Consider the following 15623-nt stretch of genomic DNA (forward strand, 5'->3'; position numbering starts at 1 on the left):
AATGTCACCTCATTATTGGAATGAATCCTTATGTATGGCATGATAATAGCATAACATTCAGATAATTCCAAAGTTGGGGGAGACATTATGTTTCAAGTAGATATTAATTGTGATTTGGGAGAAAGCTTTGGACGCTATAGGCTGGGGGAGCAAGAGGAGATTCTTCGTTATATTACGTCCGCCAATATTGCCTGCGGATTTCATGCAGGAGATCCGTCTGTCATGCGTGAAACGGTAGAGCTTGCGATTAAGAATAATGTACAAATCGGTGCGCATCCAGGACTCCCGGATTTAAACGGTTTCGGGAGAAGAGAAATGGAAATCTCATGGCAGGAAGCATATGATCTGGTTGTTTATCAAATTGGTGCACTACAAGGATTTTTGACAGCAAAAGGCATGAAGATGCAGCATGTGAAACCGCATGGAGCGCTTTATAATATGGCGGCGGTAAATGAGGAGCTTGCCGATGCTATCGCAAAGGCTGTTCATGATGTATCACCGGAACTTCTTTTATATGGTTTGGCATCAAGTCAGTTAACGGCTGCCGGTGAAAAATATGGCTTACAAACAATCCATGAAGTATTTGCGGATCGTACATATCAGGCGGATGGTACATTAACATCCCGCTCTATGACAAATTCGCTCATTACAGATGAGACAAAAGCGATTTCTCAAATTATTGAAATGGTGAAGGAGGGGACCGTTACCTCTGTTCATCATACGAAAGTGGCATTGCAGGCTCATAGTATTTGTGTACATGGAGACGGTGAACATGCCGTACAATTTGCAAAACGCGCACGTCTGGAACTGGAACAGCAGGGGGTAGCGGTTAAAGCATTTAAGTGAGGATTAATTGATCTCAATTGGGGATTAAGTGTAAGAATTTGAGGATTAACCCAATAAAAGTGAGGATTAATTACTCTTAATTGAGGAATAAGTTCAAGCTTATGCAAAAAAGAGTGGCGATTATATATCGTCACTCTTTTTAAGTCACTTTTAATGATACGGCAAAATCTCTGAAACCGTTAAAAATTCATAGCCTTCCTTTTGTAGGTAGGCAAGGACAGGTTCCAGTCCATCTGCCGTAGATTGGTGGATATCATGCATTAAAACGATTGCATTATTATGCAATGCCTTTTTCACCATCGGGAACAATTTTTCCGAATCGCGGTACTTCCAGTCAAGTGTATCAATCGTCCAGTTGACCGATTTACATGGAATCGTGTTTCGCACATCATCATTAATCGCCCCATAAGGAGGACGGAAAACAGTTGAATTTTCACCCGTCGCATGGATAATTGCTTCCTCGGTAGAATTGTACTCCTTTTCAATTTCAGCTGGAGTCATTTTCGTTAAAACAGGGTGTGACCACGTATGATTACCGAGTTCATGCCCACTATCCAGCACTTCACGTACTAAGCCCGGATAATATTGCGCCCGGCTTCCAAGCATAAAGAAAGTGGCCTTGGCATTGTACTTTTCCAGAAGCGCTAAAATCTGCTTCGTTACTTCCGGATGAGGACCATCATCAAATGTAAGGGCGATCCGTTTTTTCGATGATTCTTTATCAGTAGGAATAATCGTAGTTTCAGATTGCATTTCTATTTGGAAATCAGAAGCCAGAAGCGGGTTGATGAATGACAAAGGAATTTCCACTACCGGAACACCTGCTTCCGGTTTTGTCACTTCACCTTTATTGAAATAAATGAAAAGCGAGTCGTCTTTCAAAGCAAAACGTTTAAATAAACGCCATTTTGGTTCGGTAGCGAATGCGAGCTCCTTTTCTAATACATACTCTTTATAAGCTGGGTTTTTAAGCATTTCCGATTGCACATGTGCTGCAAAAGTTTTCAGACTGGCTAAATCCTCATTTAAAAGAGCACGTATATCGATCAAATCGCCTGTTTCATAATCAATGAGAAATGTTTCGATCGTTGTTTGCTTCTCTTCGGTAGTTAAAACCGTATTATTCGTTAAAACAAAGGAGTAATAATGATCATGCTCGAATGTTTCAACAGTTATCGTAAGGTCGCCTGTTAACTTCTTTGAGTCCTGCTGCAGGCGCATCATGCTTATGTAATATTGCTTTGATTTTTCTATATATGTCGTTACCGCGCTATTAAAAGCTTCATAATCCGTTAGCGGATACTGAACGGTATAGGGCATTTTCTTGTCATCTGACTGGTCAGTGACAATTTTTATTCCAGGGAATTTTGATGCTTCCTCTGTGATCGTATGTTCTTTAGCGGATGTTTTATCGGTTTGCCGGAAAATCGGGTCATCGCTTATAAAAGTTAAAAACACGATAATGGCACCTAAAACACCGATCGCGCCAATAAGAAGTAAGTCAATCCAAGGACCACGCCGTTTTCTGTAAGGGTTTGTCATGATGTACCGGGTTCCTTTCTAATTGGGATAATCTATTATCTGTTTCCAGAATGAAAGTCATTGTGAATTTTAAGGAAATACACTGTTCTGTCAGCATAAATTGTACGAAAAAAGACTGTTATTTTCCGATTGCTTCAAGTAATATGAGCTAAGAAGTGGAAGGGGGTCCCTTGAATGAATGCTGAAAATACTGAACTGGCGCTCGACTGCTTTTTGCTTGCAGGTCGTATTATGATTGAAAGCGGTGCTGAAACGTATCGAGTGGAAGATACGATGCTCAGAATGGCCCGTTCTCAAAATATGATGAATGCACAAAGCTATGTAACGCCGACAGGTATTATTTTCTCTCTAGGTAAAACGCAGCCTACACAAATTACATCGATTCCAACACGAATTACGGATTTACATCGAATTGTGCTTGTAAACAATGTTTCACGTAAGCTTACATCTCAAATGATAACATTAGAGCAGGCGTATGACGAGTTAAAGAAGATAGAAAAAACAAATTATTTCCTCCCGATTTTTGTTCAAGTTTTGGCGGCATGTTTAGCGAGTAGTGCCTTTTTACTGCTGTTTAAAGGGACGATTTCGGATATCCCGGCAGCCTTTGTTGCAGGTGGTGTCGGCCTGTATATTGTGACGATTCTTCATAATATGACACGTGTTAAATTTTTCTCCGAGTTTTTAGCATCGGTAGGGGTAGGTGCTGTTGCATATATCGCAGTACATTTTAATGTCGGTACGGAAATAGACAAAATTATTATCGGTTCGGTCATGCCTCTCGTGCCGGGTCTGCTCATTACGAATGCAGTCCGCGATTTAATGGCGGGACATTTCACGGCTGGGATGGCAAAAGGTGCCGAAGCCTTTTTAACGGCGTTTGCGATTGGTTCAGGTATTGCACTTGTGCTTTCGCTATAAGTTTTGGGATCAATTCGGAGTGTGATCATTCCAAGGTATGATCGATTGGAAGGGAGCGTTCGTTGGTGGAGCATGTGTTAGTTCAAATCTTTATCAGTTTTATTGCGACCGCCTGTTTTGGTGTTATTTTTAATGCCCCGATTAAAACAATTCCGGCATGTGGTTTCGTCGGCGCTGTCGGGTGGGCGGTATATTATGTTCTGTTCGAAGGCGGACTGGATGATGTTCGCGCATCCTTTCTTGGGGCATTTGTCGTTTCATTAGTAGCATATTTCTTTGCGCGTAAATTTAGGATGCCGATGATCATATTTAGTGTTTCCGGAATAATTCCGCTCGTACCGGGGGGCATTGCATACAGTACGATGCGCAATGTGATGGAGCTTGATTATATTGCAGGGCTGGAAAATGGAATCCGGGCATTTATGATTTCGGGCGCAATTGCGATGGGACTTGTATTTGCGGAAGTTATGATGCAGATTATCCTGCGCTTAATGAGAAAAGGAAGAACTTCGATTCAATCTTTTACAAAAGTAAAAAAGAGAAGCTCGTAAAGCACTGAATATCAGTTGCCTTACGAGCTTTTATTTAACCTAATAATGATGAAATTTCTTCTGTAGAGCTTGGTTTGCTTACGTAGTAACCTTGGATGACCTCGCAGCCGATGCTTGTCAGGAACTGCATTTGTTCTTCTGTTTCCACACCTTCTGCAACGACCGTAAGATTCATTGATTTTCCTAGCTGTACCATACCGTTTACGAGCTGCTGGTTTTTTTCCGATTTCAGCGAGCGGATAAATGTCTGGTCGATTTTTAAAATCGAAATCGGCAGAAGCTGCATGTAGCGGAACGAACCGTAACCTGTACCGAAGTCGTCTAGTGCAAAGACGATGCCTTCATTTTCAAGTGTCCGCATTTGCTTAATAATGCCTGTTTCAGCTTCAGCTTCCAATGCAAACTTTTCGGTAATTTCGATTTGCAGTAAATTCGCCGGGCATCCAGTACGTTCAAGTGTTTCCAAAATGGACTTGGCCATATTTTTATCACGGAACTCGCGTACAGAAGAGTTGATGCTCACTTTGATCGGATGTCCCGCATTTTTCCATAGGACCGCTTGTTCACATGCTTTCTCAAGCATAAACGAACCGATATTATTAATGAGACCTGTCTCTTCCGCAATAGGGATCAGTTCATCAGGCGAAACAGTGCCGATTTCTTCATCATCCCAACGGACTAATGCCTCGACAGCAGTAATTTTACCGCTTCTTAAATCAAGTTGAGGCTGGTAGAGAACATGCAGGTTTTTTTGATCTAATGCAAGCAGTAATCGTTTTTCGACAATCGATCTGCGGTTTAATGCAGCATGCGAAGATTTTGATAAGGAAACGATGCTGTCACCGCCCGCGCTCCGTACAGAAGCGATCGTAGCCAAAGATGCCTTCATCAATTGGGAGAATGTCATTTGATCTTCCGGGAAGCGTGTAATCCCGCCGCTTAATGAAAGCGGTACTGCTACGCTACCGTTGTATATTGGATTTTGCTGTAAATAATTAAGAAAACCTTGTGTAAACCATTCTGGTAATGGTGTAATCACGACAAATTCACTTTCATTAATACGAGCCATCGTACTATCCTGGAAATACATTTTCATGCGCTTCGTAAATTCTAAGATAAGGGACTTTTCGGCTACGCCATCATGTAAATCCTTAATTGTATAAAACTTATCGATACTTAAGTAAACGAATGAAAAATGGCGCTCTTCTTCAATCATTTCCCCGATAATTTGTTCGAGACGGTGGACATTCATCATTCCGGTTTCTGTATCGATATAGGCGATTTTTTCCAGTTGGAACTGGATATTTTTTTCGTTTGTAATATTACGCTCAATTAGCAAATACTCGTTTTTTTCAGATGTTTGACCCAACATTGGTATGGCTGTTAAATGTACCCAGTAAAGCTGCTCATCCTTTGTCAATTTCTCAACTTCACCTTGCCATATTTGTCCGTTTTGCAACGTTTTCCAAATCTCCAGCACAAGCTTTTCCGATTCAGGATTTTGCGGGAACAATTGCCACAATGTTTTACCGATAACCCGTTTCGGTGTCCAGCGGCTTGTTGTTAAAAATGACTGGTTTGTTTGAGTAATAAAGCCGTCCTGGTCAAGTGTAACAGTCATGAATGATTGGTGAATCCCATTTTTAAGGTCGACTAAATGCTGCTGTTCTTCATCCATCAAACGAACTTCATCATTTGGAATACAAAGAACAGAAATTGCCTGCTCTTTCGCAAAGACTGTCGGCTTCGTATAAAGGGTGCATGTTGTGGGAGATTGCCCTTTTAGCGAAAGAGGAATGTTGTGTAAACATAACGCTGCCGAACTTGTTAAAATGGATTCAATAACATCATCACCTACTTCTGAGAATAGCGTGTCATGTATGGAATTCCCGATTAGTTCTTTTGTCTCTTTTGTCGGATAGTCTAAATGATGGAGATTTCCATGAACGAGTGTACCATTAGGTAAAAGTACAAAAGAAGGGAAAGGGGTATCTAGTAGTGGCTCAGTACTAGTAGAATAGATTTGTTCTTTTGTCATAAGTTAAGTCTCCTTAATTAATTGATTCATTATTGCAATTATAATTAAATAACATCGTTTAGTCATTTAAGATGAATTTTTATTTGTAAAAAATAATCATGCATAGGATTATTATACCTTATTATTGGGTAATAAGTAGTTAAAATTATGCTTCTTTACTAGAAAAATTGTATCATGAATTTGTTTTATTTTTAATGAAAATAATATTTAAGGAAAGAGAAATTTAACGGATTTATGCGTGAGTATTGCGTTACTTCAATAGCTTTACTAAAATAAAGAAATTATAGTAGTTAGAATTGGAGTAGAAAGAATGAATTTATCGGCAATAACAGTGTCGTTTCCTTTAGATGAAGAAACATATGAAGAAGTACAGCAATTATGTAAAACTGCGGCCGTTTGTGATGGCGTACTATTAAATCAAGTCATGAATTTACCGATAGCAAAAAGCTATGAAATGCGAGGATTTTATGTTCTTGTATATGATGATGAAAAGAATTTGCTTGTCGGAGCAGGTACTGCAGTCGATTTAATGGGGTTAAATACGTATGAATGGTCAATGCTCGTTGCACCGATGTATCGTCAACTTGGAATCGGAAAAGCGATATTGAACGTGCTGAAAGAAGGACTAATGATGCGTGAAAGTGAAGGGGAGCTTGCATTAATCATGGAAGGCTCGCATTATGGTAAAGAATTTCTTCAAAAGAACGGGTATTTATACAGCTTTTCCGAAGCCACATTGGAAGCCCAGGCGGAAGTTCTGTCAAAAGAAGGCCCTGTTACTTTACGCCCGTTTATGCAAAAGGACACGGAAGCACTTATCTCGATTTTCAGCGAAGCGTTTGGTGATATTCGTGAGGAATCGCTGGAACTGATTGAATTTAATACAACGACAGAAGGCCTAGTTATGTGGACAGCTGAAATAGACGGGGAAGTTGTTGGAACAGTGACGACCCGTAAAGAAGGCGAAGTACAGTGGATTACGGCATTTGCGGTATCCCCGAACAGACAGCGCCAAGGAATCGGCACGCAAATTTTAAATTTGGTGAAAGACTATGCGCTTCGGTCGGGTGACAAAACCATTTTACTCGATGTGGAAGTCGAAAATATGGCAGCCCTTCACGTATATGAAAAGGCCGGCTTTATGAAGTCGTCCCAGCTTGATTATTACATTTATATTGGATCGTAAGCGAGAAGATTCAACGGCTTACAAAGTAAACGTTCAGGATTATCTGAGCGTTTTTTTTATGTGGAAAAAGAACGGTTATGAATGGTTTATTCGTTTTCAAGAGCCTTTAAACATGAATAAGTCGTATGGAATTATAGTTGAATTAAACAATTTTCAAGGAAGGGGGGATATTTTGAAAGTACTGATTGTTTCAATGTCTACATTGTTTATTGAAACATTACAAATAGCGGTTCGGGATAAGCGACCTGCTTGGCAAGTAGATACTTATCCTATTCAAGCGCCTATATTCAATCAAACATTACTAAAACTAATTAAAGAACAGTGCGTTGATATTGTGGTGATTGAAACAACAAACCAGCATTTCGCACTGATCATTGAAAGCTTAAAGAAAGTGGAGGGTCCCGAAATAGATATCATGCTCCTTGTAGATTCTAGAATGGGTGAGATTTACCACCACTTAAAGAATGAAGAGCGCTGGGCAAGTGTCACAAAAAATACAGGGCTGGACGAATTTTTATTACTAATGGAATCGTTTAAAAGTAACACACCACATTTAGTTGAAGTTTCTTTAAAAGAGTTGGATAAAAAAATTCTAAAAGATTTAGCGGTAGGCCATACATTTGAATTTATTCAGCGTACAAGAGGATTGACGGCCGAAGAAATCGATCAGGCTCTTTACCGGATTACGACCTATTTTAAAGTCCCGAATTATATTGAGTCGATAAGTAAAGCATTTGAGCAGAAAATCATTGCGTATTAAACCTATAAGGAGGCAAAAAGAATGAAAAACATTTTAAGGGCTGTTGTGGGAGTAGTTATTGGAGTCATCGTAATTTCTATTGTAAAGATGTTCAGTTAGGAAGGAGCGTTGCATAATGACATTTCAGATTCAAAATTTAAGTAAAAGTTTTGGCAGTAAAAAAGCGGTGAACAATATTTCAATTCACTTAGAAGAAGGGCAAATCCTCGGCATGCTAGGTAGAAATGGCGCTGGAAAAACAACAACCATTCGAATGATGTTAGAACTGATTCCTAAAGACAGCGGACAAATCTTATGGAAAGGAAAGCCTTTCTCCAAGAAAAATCTAAAAATTGGTTACTTACCGGAGGAACGTGGACTATATGCAAAAATGAACGTTTTAGATCAGATCATCTACTTTGGTATGTTGGAAGGTATGAGCAAAAAAGAAGCGAAAAGAGAGGCCCTAAAATGGTTGGAGAAGCTTGAAATCTCTTATGCAGCTAAAAAGCGTACCGAACAATTATCGAAGGGGAACCAGCAAAAAGTACAATTAATTACTGCTATTATACATGATCCGAATTTTATCATTTTAGATGAACCGTTCAGCGGGTTAGACCCTGTGAATGCAGATATGTTGAAAAGCGTTGTAAAAGAGTTGATCGCTAAAAAGAAAACCATTATTTTCTGCAGTCATCAAATGGAACAGGTTGAATCGTTTTGCAGCCAAATCTGTATTTTAAAGGACGGCAACCTGATTGTTTCTGATGAATTAGCGAATGTTAAGAGTTCCTATGATTACCGCTACTTGGAACTGGAAACATCAGCAGCAGATTTAAAGGATTACCTTATGCTTAAACAATACGACTTTACTGAGGAAAACAACCGCTATAAGCTACGGATTCCAAGAAGCGAAAAAATATATCAGCTCATCCAGGAGTTCGGAGAGAAGTTCGAGCTGCATGGAATTTCATTAAAAGAACCGAGCCTGCATGAAATTTTTATCGAGCGGACAGGGGGAGATGTCATTGCGTAATTTCAGCATTGTGTTCAGCACCGTGTTCAAAGAAGCGATTAAAACAAAAGCATATGTATATATTACGCTCGGTTTGCTCGTATTAAGTGTATTGCTCTTTGCATCCCCAACGATATTTAGTATATTTGCGAAGGATAGCTCGGGAGAAACCTATAAACTCGTCAATCGAACATCACTGGAAATTTCCGAACAAGAATTAGCTAAAGTAGATTGGAACGTTGAGATTTTAAATGATGCAAGGATTGAAAGTTTAAAAGAAGAGATTAAATCAGAAGAACTGGCAGGCTTTTTTGTTTTGGAAAATCAATTAGATGAGATGCAGCTGAATGTTTTTATGCCAAAAGTGAACAATGAATTCCTTCTCAGGATAGAATCCTATATTGAACAAAAGAGAGTGGCATCTATTGTAGAAGCTCAATCTATTCCTCCGACGGTTGTTCAGGCACTAAACGCACCTTTACACACAAGCTTTGTATCATTATACGAAACAGAGCCGAATGCCTTACTTATTATTTATGGATTGATTGCCATTATGTTTTTGGCCATTTCCACATACGGGAATAATGTTGCAACAGCTATTGCATCTGAAAAATCTTCCCGAGTTATGGAAGTCATGATTACAAAAGTAGCACCAGTTCCAATGATGTACGGGAAAATTTTAGGGATTGGTTTAGCAAGCTTAATGCAATTATTCATCTTTATCGGGGGCCTTCTCTTATGGGCGAAATTGGGTATTTTTGAGATTCCTGAAGGGTCGTTTGTACAGACTGTAATTGAGACAATAACGTGGGGGACTGCCGCATATATTCTTATTTTCTTTATCATCGGGTATTTCACCTATGCGACTTTATTTGCAATTGTTGGGTCAATGGTAAGTCGTCCGGACGATTTATCAAGCGCCACGATGCCAATTGTAATTTTATTGATGGTCAGTTTAACAGTGGAAATGTTGTTTGTTATGGATTATCCGGAAGGCACTTTGACAAAGGTAACATCATACATCCCATTTACAGCACCAATGAGTGTACTGATCCGAATTGTCTATAATACGATTGCCCCGGCAGAAATTATTATTTCATTGTTTGTTATGATTTTATTTATTGGGTTGTTTGCCGGTATAGCTGCGAGAATCTATCCAAAAGGTGTTTTAAAATCAGATAGTTTAACATTAAAACAATTAATTCAATTTAAATTATAGCTGTTCCAAATTTTATAATGTTTTAAGAGTTTTCTCAAAAGCTATGTCTCTTTTGGGAAGACTTTTTAATTTTAGCACTTAGTATATAATGGTTATAAAGTAAATTTATAACGGAGTGTAAATGAATGGACGGACTAACTATTGATGTGATTATTTTATTTCTCGTTCAATATTTGATGGTACTATTTTTTAACACATATGTTTTAGACTTGGCATGGTCAAAAAAACAATTACTAATGATTGCATTAGTTATATTTATACCAACTTCTATATTGTTTCCGTTTATTGGTGCCCTATCGATTCTATACTATGTAGCAGTTTTGACATGGATGATTTATCGAAAAACCCGATTGGTTATTGATATTTTCCATTCGTTAGTATCCCTTATTTTTTTAGTTATTTCGGATAATTTCTCAAGTATAGTGACTTTCCATCTGTTTGGTGACGTCAATGAACAACTGACACAATACAGCTTTATTTCCTTATTCATCATATTGGGCAGCCTATTTGCTTATTGTTATAAACGGATTGCAAGATTAATCAATCGATGGGTATTCCATCGTTATGTCTCCTATATACTCGTGTTCCTTGGTGCTGTTGCAGTATTATTTATGTACATCAATATTATGAAAATTGATCAGGGGAATTTTAATGAGAGCGTCCAGGATAATTTGGTAATGTTTTTAATTTATTTAGCATTACTGACAATCAGTATTTTTACTATTGTCTTTTTGGCGTTTAAACAATTCAAATTAGAGCAACGTGAACAGGAGATAAACAACTTTGAATCCTATGTTGCATCGCTTGAGCAAATTAATCAGGATATGCGCAAGTTTAAACATGACTACATCAATATTTTATCTTCTTTACGTACATTTATTGATGATAAAAACTATGATGGTCTCCATACATACTTTTACGACCACATATTAGAAGCGAGTTACCAGGAACAGTTAAATCAGCACTCCATGATGGTATTGAATAACCTGAAAATCAATAGTTTAAAAGGATTATTAACAACAAAGATTTTACAAGCTCAATCCCATCAAATTCCGTTACATATTGAAATCGTGGAAGAAATTAATGAAATTCCAGTTGACCCCATTATTTTAAACCGCATGGTAGGAATTCTGCTGGACAATGCTATCGAAGCAGCACGAGAAACTGAGGGTGGGGAAGTACGTGCAGCCTTTATTCATTTAAATGAAGCGGTTTTATTAGTTGTAACGAACAAATTTAATGAATCAGCAAATATAAAAGTACATGAAATTTACCGGGAAGGCTTTTCCACAAAGGGAGAAAATCGAGGTCTAGGCTTAGCTAATTTACGTCAAATGAAAAACAATCTACAAAATGTTAGTTTAAATACAAAAATTAGCCCGCCTTATTTTATTCAGGAAATTGAGTTTAAAAAGGGGTAGATGAGATGGATATAGTTATTTGTGAAGATGATCGATTTCAAATGGAAAGAACGAAAGAAATAATTGAGAACTATGCAATGATAGAAAATAATGGTATGAAAGTAGTACTAGCAACTACTAATCCTCATGATGTGGTATCTTTTTTACAAACTGAGAAGGCAGATTGTTATTTTCTAGATATAGATTTAAAAGACGAGATTACTGGTATTACGTTAGGGAGCAAAATTCGAGAGGATGACCCAATTGCTAGCTTAGTGTATATTACAACACATGCGGAAATGAGCTTTCTTACCTTTATTTATAAACTGGCAGCATTAGATTTTATTATTAAAGATAATCCTGAAGTATTAAAGGAGAAGTTGTTGTCCACTTTAAAGGAAGCTTATCGGCGTTATTTAAAATTAGGTGAACAAGATAATATTCAAAAACTGCAGATCAAAACTGCTGGACGTACTTATAACATTGATTTTCAAAATATCTATTTCTTCGAAGCTTCCCCGGACTCGCATAAAGTGATCTTGCATTTGGAAAATGAACACATTGAATTTTATGGACGTTTAAAAAATTATGAAGGACTCCATCCGGATCTTTACCGCTGCCATAAATCTTTTATTGTAAATAAAAGCAAGATAACAAACATCAATTTAAAAGAAAGATCGATTATGCTAGATAATGGGGAGCTTTGCTATGCATCTGCAAGGCTTATTAAAGGTTTGATAAAGTAACGAACTTTAATGGCAATATAAAAAAAAGCACCAATCGCATTCAATGCATGCGATTGGTGCTTTTAAGTTATTACCTCGCTCACTTCATTAAAAAAGCTTCTTTTGATGGACCGACTAGATAAAGCTCATGCATGGCACGGGTTAACGCTACATAGAGCAGTTTCCGATCAAGCGGATTGTCATCGTAAGGTGTTTCAAAGGATGTGAGAATGACTGCATCAAACTCTAAGCCTTTTGCCAAGTGACTTGGAATAACGAGAAGCTTTTGCTGATCGATTGCTGAATTTTCATCGAGCAGCTGAGCGGGGATATCCGAGTTTTCCAGCTGTTCGATTAACTGGACGGCTTCTTCTGTTGTTTTACAAATAAGTGCAATGGATTGATGCTGATTGGCGCGAATTTTTCCAAGGACATCTTGAATAATAGCGGCATCAAAACTTTCTGCGGCAATAAATTCAGGCACTTTCCCATGACGGACAACCGGTTCAACAAGCGGTAAATCCTCATCCATCTGCATCAGAATTTCATTGGCGACATCCATAATTTCAATTGTTGTTCGGTAGCTTTTTTGAAGTGTTGCATATGTTGCGCGCGGAAAAAGAGAGAGTACCGGCTGCCACTCTGTCAGTGACCGATAGCTGTGGATCCCTTGTGCAAGATCGCCAACCATTGTGAACATATCCGTTTCGAGACCGGCTTTTAAGGCAGCAAGTTGAAAATAGCTGTAGTCCTGAACTTCATCGATAAAGACGACGCGCATTTTCCACTTGTCATCGATGCCTTTGATTTTAGCCTGTAAAAAGTAAAGGGCGGCCAAATCTTCCAGCACCCAACGTTCTTTCTGATGCGATTTTATAAAATGCGCCACTTCTTCAAAAGGCCATTCAGGAGCAACTTCACCGAGCAATTCCCGATTCGTCAAAAGCTCACGGTACATCTGTTTCACTTTTACTTTCTGGAATTTTTTCATATAGACTGTTGCAACGGATTTTGCTTCCTGTTTGATTTTTGGAACGCGGGCATCCCGTTCATCGATCAGTTTTGTAACTGTACGACGGCGCTTGTCTGCGTCACGCATGCCATTCAGCGCACGGCCAATCGCATCTTCATAGCGCGTATTCAGTGTCGCGAGCACCGCTGCCGTTTTCCGCTTTACCTCTGTTTGAATCACCTTTTTAATACGTTCAAGCCGTTTTTCGACAGGCATATAATGAAATTCCACCAAAAACAGCTTTCGTAAATGCTCGCCCTTCATAATGCGGTATTTTTCAATGAATACATCATCAAACAAGGCGGCAAGCTGCTGTTCATGGTGCTCGATATAGCGGTTCATCATAATCTCATAAAATGGACTGCCTTTTGTTTTCGATATCATGGCACTCTCTTGCTGTACGGAAGGGTTCGCAATGAGCTGCTCGAGTTGTTCATTCGGATTTTGCAGTTTCAGTTTCAGGTTCAGTGCATCAAGCACATATTGCGCATACGTAGTTTGGCAAATTTTATCGACGCCAAGCTCCGGTAATACATCGGCAATATAGTCGATAAATAGCCGGTTTGGAGCAAGAATCATCAACTGTTCGGGATTGAAATGTTCGCCCATCGTGTAAAGGAAATACGAAATCCGGTGCAGGGCGATCGTTGTTTTCCCTGAACCTGCTGCACCTTGTACAAGGATCGGCTGACGAAGATGCGCGCGAATAATTTCATTTTGTTCTTTTTGGATGGTGGAGACAATTTCCGTTAACCGGACATCGGCTTTTCCTTCGAGCGCTTCCTGCAGGAGTTCATCATTTGTTGTTAAATCGACGTCGCGATAATTGATCAGCTCGCCGTTTTCAATTTTATATTGGCGCTTGGCAAACAAATGACCGGAATGTGTTTCATCCCGGACATCATAAGAAATATCGCCAAGGCGGCCATCGTAATAGACGTTTGCGACAGGGGAGCGCCAATCAACGATAATCGGTTCATGGGTCTCACTATGGAAAAGTGAAGTCTTTCCAATATAAAGGTACTCCTCGTTTTCGTTTTCACGCTGGAAATGGATTCGTGCAAAATACGGTTTTTGGCGAATCGCTTCCAACCCTTCTTTTTGATTGCGGGCAAGCTCGAAAAAACGTGTATTCATTAAAATATTCAGGAAGCTGTCACTGGAGTCCAAATATTCCACATTGGCCATCGCAGTACGGATATTTTCCTGTGCTGTTTCAATATCTTTTTTCGAGCTGTTTAATATCTGGTCCATATAATGAATCGTTTCGTGCAGACGCTGTTGTTCCTGCTTAAAATCTTGAGCTGACATTAAATTTTTCCCCCTAACGCGTTACCACTTTGCAACATGTTCTTCAATGCAGCCAAGCATTTGTTGGATATGCAGTGTTTTGCCATCATCGAGCTGAATAAATCCATCGTAATAACCGACCATTTGATGAACAGAGGAAATGATGAGTTTCGCATTCGTTTCTGCCACACGTTCAAAAAATGGAGTGAAAGTTAAGTTGACGCGACCGGTAAATTTCGTTTTGATCGTCCACGGATGCATGAAATTAGTGCGGTCATAGTGAAATAAAACATCTTCATGTATTTTCGTCATTTGACCGTCGATAAAGATGGCATTTTCAGTCATGCCTGTTCCATCTGTCCATTTCCCGCCAAAGTTTAATCCAATCCGCTGCCCACGAACGCGCTGTGATGCCATGCCCCAGTTCCATGTTGCTTCACGCGGCCATACACCTCGGCCATAATCGAGCACAGCAAAGCTTTCTTCCGGTGTGAACGTAAAGGTACGATTGCCGATTTTTACAGTTCCCGTAGTTGGTAATGTGTGATGTTTCGCCGTGAATTGGAAAGTTCGGCGATTCCATGGAATGACTACATTAAGGGAGTCATCGTCTTTAGGATGTGCAATCGTCAGCTCAGCGTGTAAAGGATCACCGTCAAAATCAGGCGCGGTTACGGTTAAATGGGTCTCTCGGTTGAAGTATGTAAGTTGAATGGACATTTCGGAATTTTTATATTGAATTGTTTCCAGCACTTGTGTCGGCATTTTTACTTTTGCCCCAAGCGGAATTAAAATTGTTTTTTCAAAGTAGCGTTGTGTTTCGTATTCGAGGAAATAGACAAAGCATACAGCCGCGTAATCCATATGACTGATTGTCGCGGAAAATAAAATCTCCTCGCCATATACACACCAGTAATTCCATTTTTTCTTGCGCATAAAATGCCCTGACAAATTACTGTCGATAATAGGTCTTCGTGCAAAACCGATTGCTTCCGGGTTTAAATTACCTTTTTTATCGCAAAGGGCTATAGGAAGAAAAATTTCCCTTTCTGCATGTTGTGTCATTCATAATTCCCCCTAACCGTTTCATAATTTCAATAAAATAATTGTAGCAGACATTTACAAAAACAGGGGATTTT

At 39.1% G+C, this 15623-nt stretch carries 13 protein-coding genes; 9 read left to right on the forward strand and 4 right to left on the reverse strand.

What is annotated here, in order from left to right; all coding sequences use genetic code 11:
* Positions 1 to 87 precede the first annotated feature (87 nt).
* Entirely contained in the window at positions 88 to 846 is a 759-nt protein-coding gene (locus tag MKY51_RS01805; protein WP_339174943.1) for a 5-oxoprolinase subunit PxpA, read from the forward strand.
* Positions 847 to 996: 150 nt separating this feature from the next.
* Here the strand turns inward: MKY51_RS01805 and MKY51_RS01810 are convergent, their stop codons facing one another.
* On the reverse strand, positions 997 to 2388 hold the full coding sequence (locus tag MKY51_RS01810; protein WP_339174944.1) for a polysaccharide deacetylase family protein: 1392 nt from the start codon (positions 2386 to 2388) through the stop codon (positions 997 to 999).
* Positions 2389 to 2562: 174 nt separating this feature from the next.
* Between MKY51_RS01810 and MKY51_RS01815 the strand changes: the two genes are divergently transcribed.
* Positions 2563 to 3309: a threonine/serine exporter family protein gene (locus MKY51_RS01815; protein ID WP_339174945.1), complete on the forward strand. Its 747-nt coding sequence runs from the start codon at positions 2563 to 2565 to the stop codon at positions 3307 to 3309.
* A 65-nt stretch (positions 3310 to 3374) separates the two neighbouring features.
* A complete protein-coding gene (locus tag MKY51_RS01820) occupies positions 3375 to 3860 on the forward strand; it encodes a threonine/serine exporter family protein (protein ID WP_339174946.1) in 486 nt (161 codons plus the stop codon).
* Positions 3861 to 3894: 34 nt separating this feature from the next.
* On the opposite strand, the gene MKY51_RS01825 is transcribed toward MKY51_RS01820, so the two are convergent.
* Complete coding sequence (locus tag MKY51_RS01825; RefSeq protein WP_339174948.1) at positions 3895 to 5898, reverse strand: EAL domain-containing protein; 2004 nt, start codon at positions 5896 to 5898, stop codon at positions 3895 to 3897.
* Positions 5899 to 6208: 310 nt separating this feature from the next.
* On the opposite strand from MKY51_RS01825, the gene MKY51_RS01830 reads away from it, so the two are divergent.
* From MKY51_RS01830 to MKY51_RS01855, 6 genes are all read left to right on the forward strand, one after another.
* Positions 6209 to 7084: a GNAT family N-acetyltransferase gene (locus MKY51_RS01830; protein WP_339174950.1), complete on the forward strand. Its 876-nt coding sequence runs from the start codon at positions 6209 to 6211 to the stop codon at positions 7082 to 7084.
* Positions 7085 to 7256: 172 nt separating this feature from the next.
* The gene (locus tag MKY51_RS01835; RefSeq protein ID WP_339174952.1) at positions 7257 to 7844 is read left to right on the forward strand and encodes a glycosidase; all 588 of its coding nucleotides are present in this window, start codon (positions 7257 to 7259) and stop codon (positions 7842 to 7844) included.
* A gap of 115 nt (positions 7845 to 7959) precedes the next feature.
* A complete protein-coding gene (locus tag MKY51_RS01840; protein WP_339174954.1) occupies positions 7960 to 8859 on the forward strand; it encodes an ATP-binding cassette domain-containing protein in 900 nt (299 codons plus the stop codon).
* Entirely contained in the window at positions 8852 to 10057 is a 1206-nt protein-coding gene (locus MKY51_RS01845; protein ID WP_339174955.1) for an ABC transporter permease, read from the forward strand. The genes MKY51_RS01840 and MKY51_RS01845 overlap by 8 nt, the downstream gene beginning before the upstream one ends.
* A 125-nt stretch (positions 10058 to 10182) precedes the next feature.
* Positions 10183 to 11478: a GHKL domain-containing protein gene (locus MKY51_RS01850; RefSeq protein ID WP_339174956.1), complete on the forward strand. Its 1296-nt coding sequence runs from the start codon at positions 10183 to 10185 to the stop codon at positions 11476 to 11478.
* Between the two features lie 5 nt (positions 11479 to 11483).
* Positions 11484 to 12203 carry a LytTR family DNA-binding domain-containing protein gene (locus MKY51_RS01855; RefSeq protein WP_339174958.1) on the forward strand — a complete coding sequence of 240 codons (720 nt, stop codon included), beginning with the start codon at positions 11484 to 11486 and terminating at the stop codon, positions 12201 to 12203.
* Between the two features lie 79 nt (positions 12204 to 12282).
* Here the strand turns inward: MKY51_RS01855 and helD are convergent, their stop codons facing one another.
* Together helD and MKY51_RS01865 are read right to left on the reverse strand one after the other, a co-directional pair.
* The gene (gene helD / locus MKY51_RS01860) at positions 12283 to 14505 is read right to left on the reverse strand and encodes an RNA polymerase recycling motor HelD (protein ID WP_339174959.1); all 2223 of its coding nucleotides are present in this window, start codon (positions 14503 to 14505) and stop codon (positions 12283 to 12285) included.
* A gap of 21 nt (positions 14506 to 14526) precedes the next feature.
* Positions 14527 to 15549, reverse strand: a complete 1023-nt coding sequence (locus MKY51_RS01865; protein WP_339174960.1) for a DUF2804 domain-containing protein — start codon at positions 15547 to 15549, stop codon at positions 14527 to 14529.
* Positions 15550 to 15623 lie beyond the last annotated feature (74 nt).

This window comes from Solibacillus sp. FSL R5-0691, assembly GCF_037974225.1.
In the GTDB taxonomy this organism is placed as follows: domain Bacteria; phylum Bacillota; class Bacilli; order Bacillales_A; family Planococcaceae; genus Solibacillus.

What these genes read in the sequence shown, in the direction of transcription:
- MKY51_RS01855 (WP_339174958.1), top strand. Translation starts at nt 11,484, where the DNA reads ATGGATATAGTTATTTGTGAAGATGATCGATTTCAAATGGAAAGAACG.
- helD (WP_339174959.1), bottom strand. Translation starts at nt 14,505, where the DNA reads ATGTCAGCTCAAGATTTTAAGCAGGAACAACAGCGTCTGCACGAAACG.
- MKY51_RS01865 (WP_339174960.1), bottom strand. Translation starts at nt 15,549, where the DNA reads ATGACACAACATGCAGAAAGGGAAATTTTTCTTCCTATAGCCCTTTGC.
- MKY51_RS01850 (WP_339174956.1), top strand. Translation starts at nt 10,183, where the DNA reads ATGGACGGACTAACTATTGATGTGATTATTTTATTTCTCGTTCAATAT.
- MKY51_RS01815 (WP_339174945.1), top strand. Translation starts at nt 2,563, where the DNA reads ATGAATGCTGAAAATACTGAACTGGCGCTCGACTGCTTTTTGCTTGCA.
- MKY51_RS01840 (WP_339174954.1), top strand. Translation starts at nt 7,960, where the DNA reads ATGACATTTCAGATTCAAAATTTAAGTAAAAGTTTTGGCAGTAAAAAA.
- MKY51_RS01825 (WP_339174948.1), bottom strand. Translation starts at nt 5,898, where the DNA reads ATGACAAAAGAACAAATCTATTCTACTAGTACTGAGCCACTACTAGAT.
- MKY51_RS01830 (WP_339174950.1), top strand. Translation starts at nt 6,209, where the DNA reads ATGAATTTATCGGCAATAACAGTGTCGTTTCCTTTAGATGAAGAAACA.
- MKY51_RS01810 (WP_339174944.1), bottom strand. Translation starts at nt 2,388, where the DNA reads ATGACAAACCCTTACAGAAAACGGCGTGGTCCTTGGATTGACTTACTT.
- MKY51_RS01805 (WP_339174943.1), top strand. Translation starts at nt 88, where the DNA reads ATGTTTCAAGTAGATATTAATTGTGATTTGGGAGAAAGCTTTGGACGC.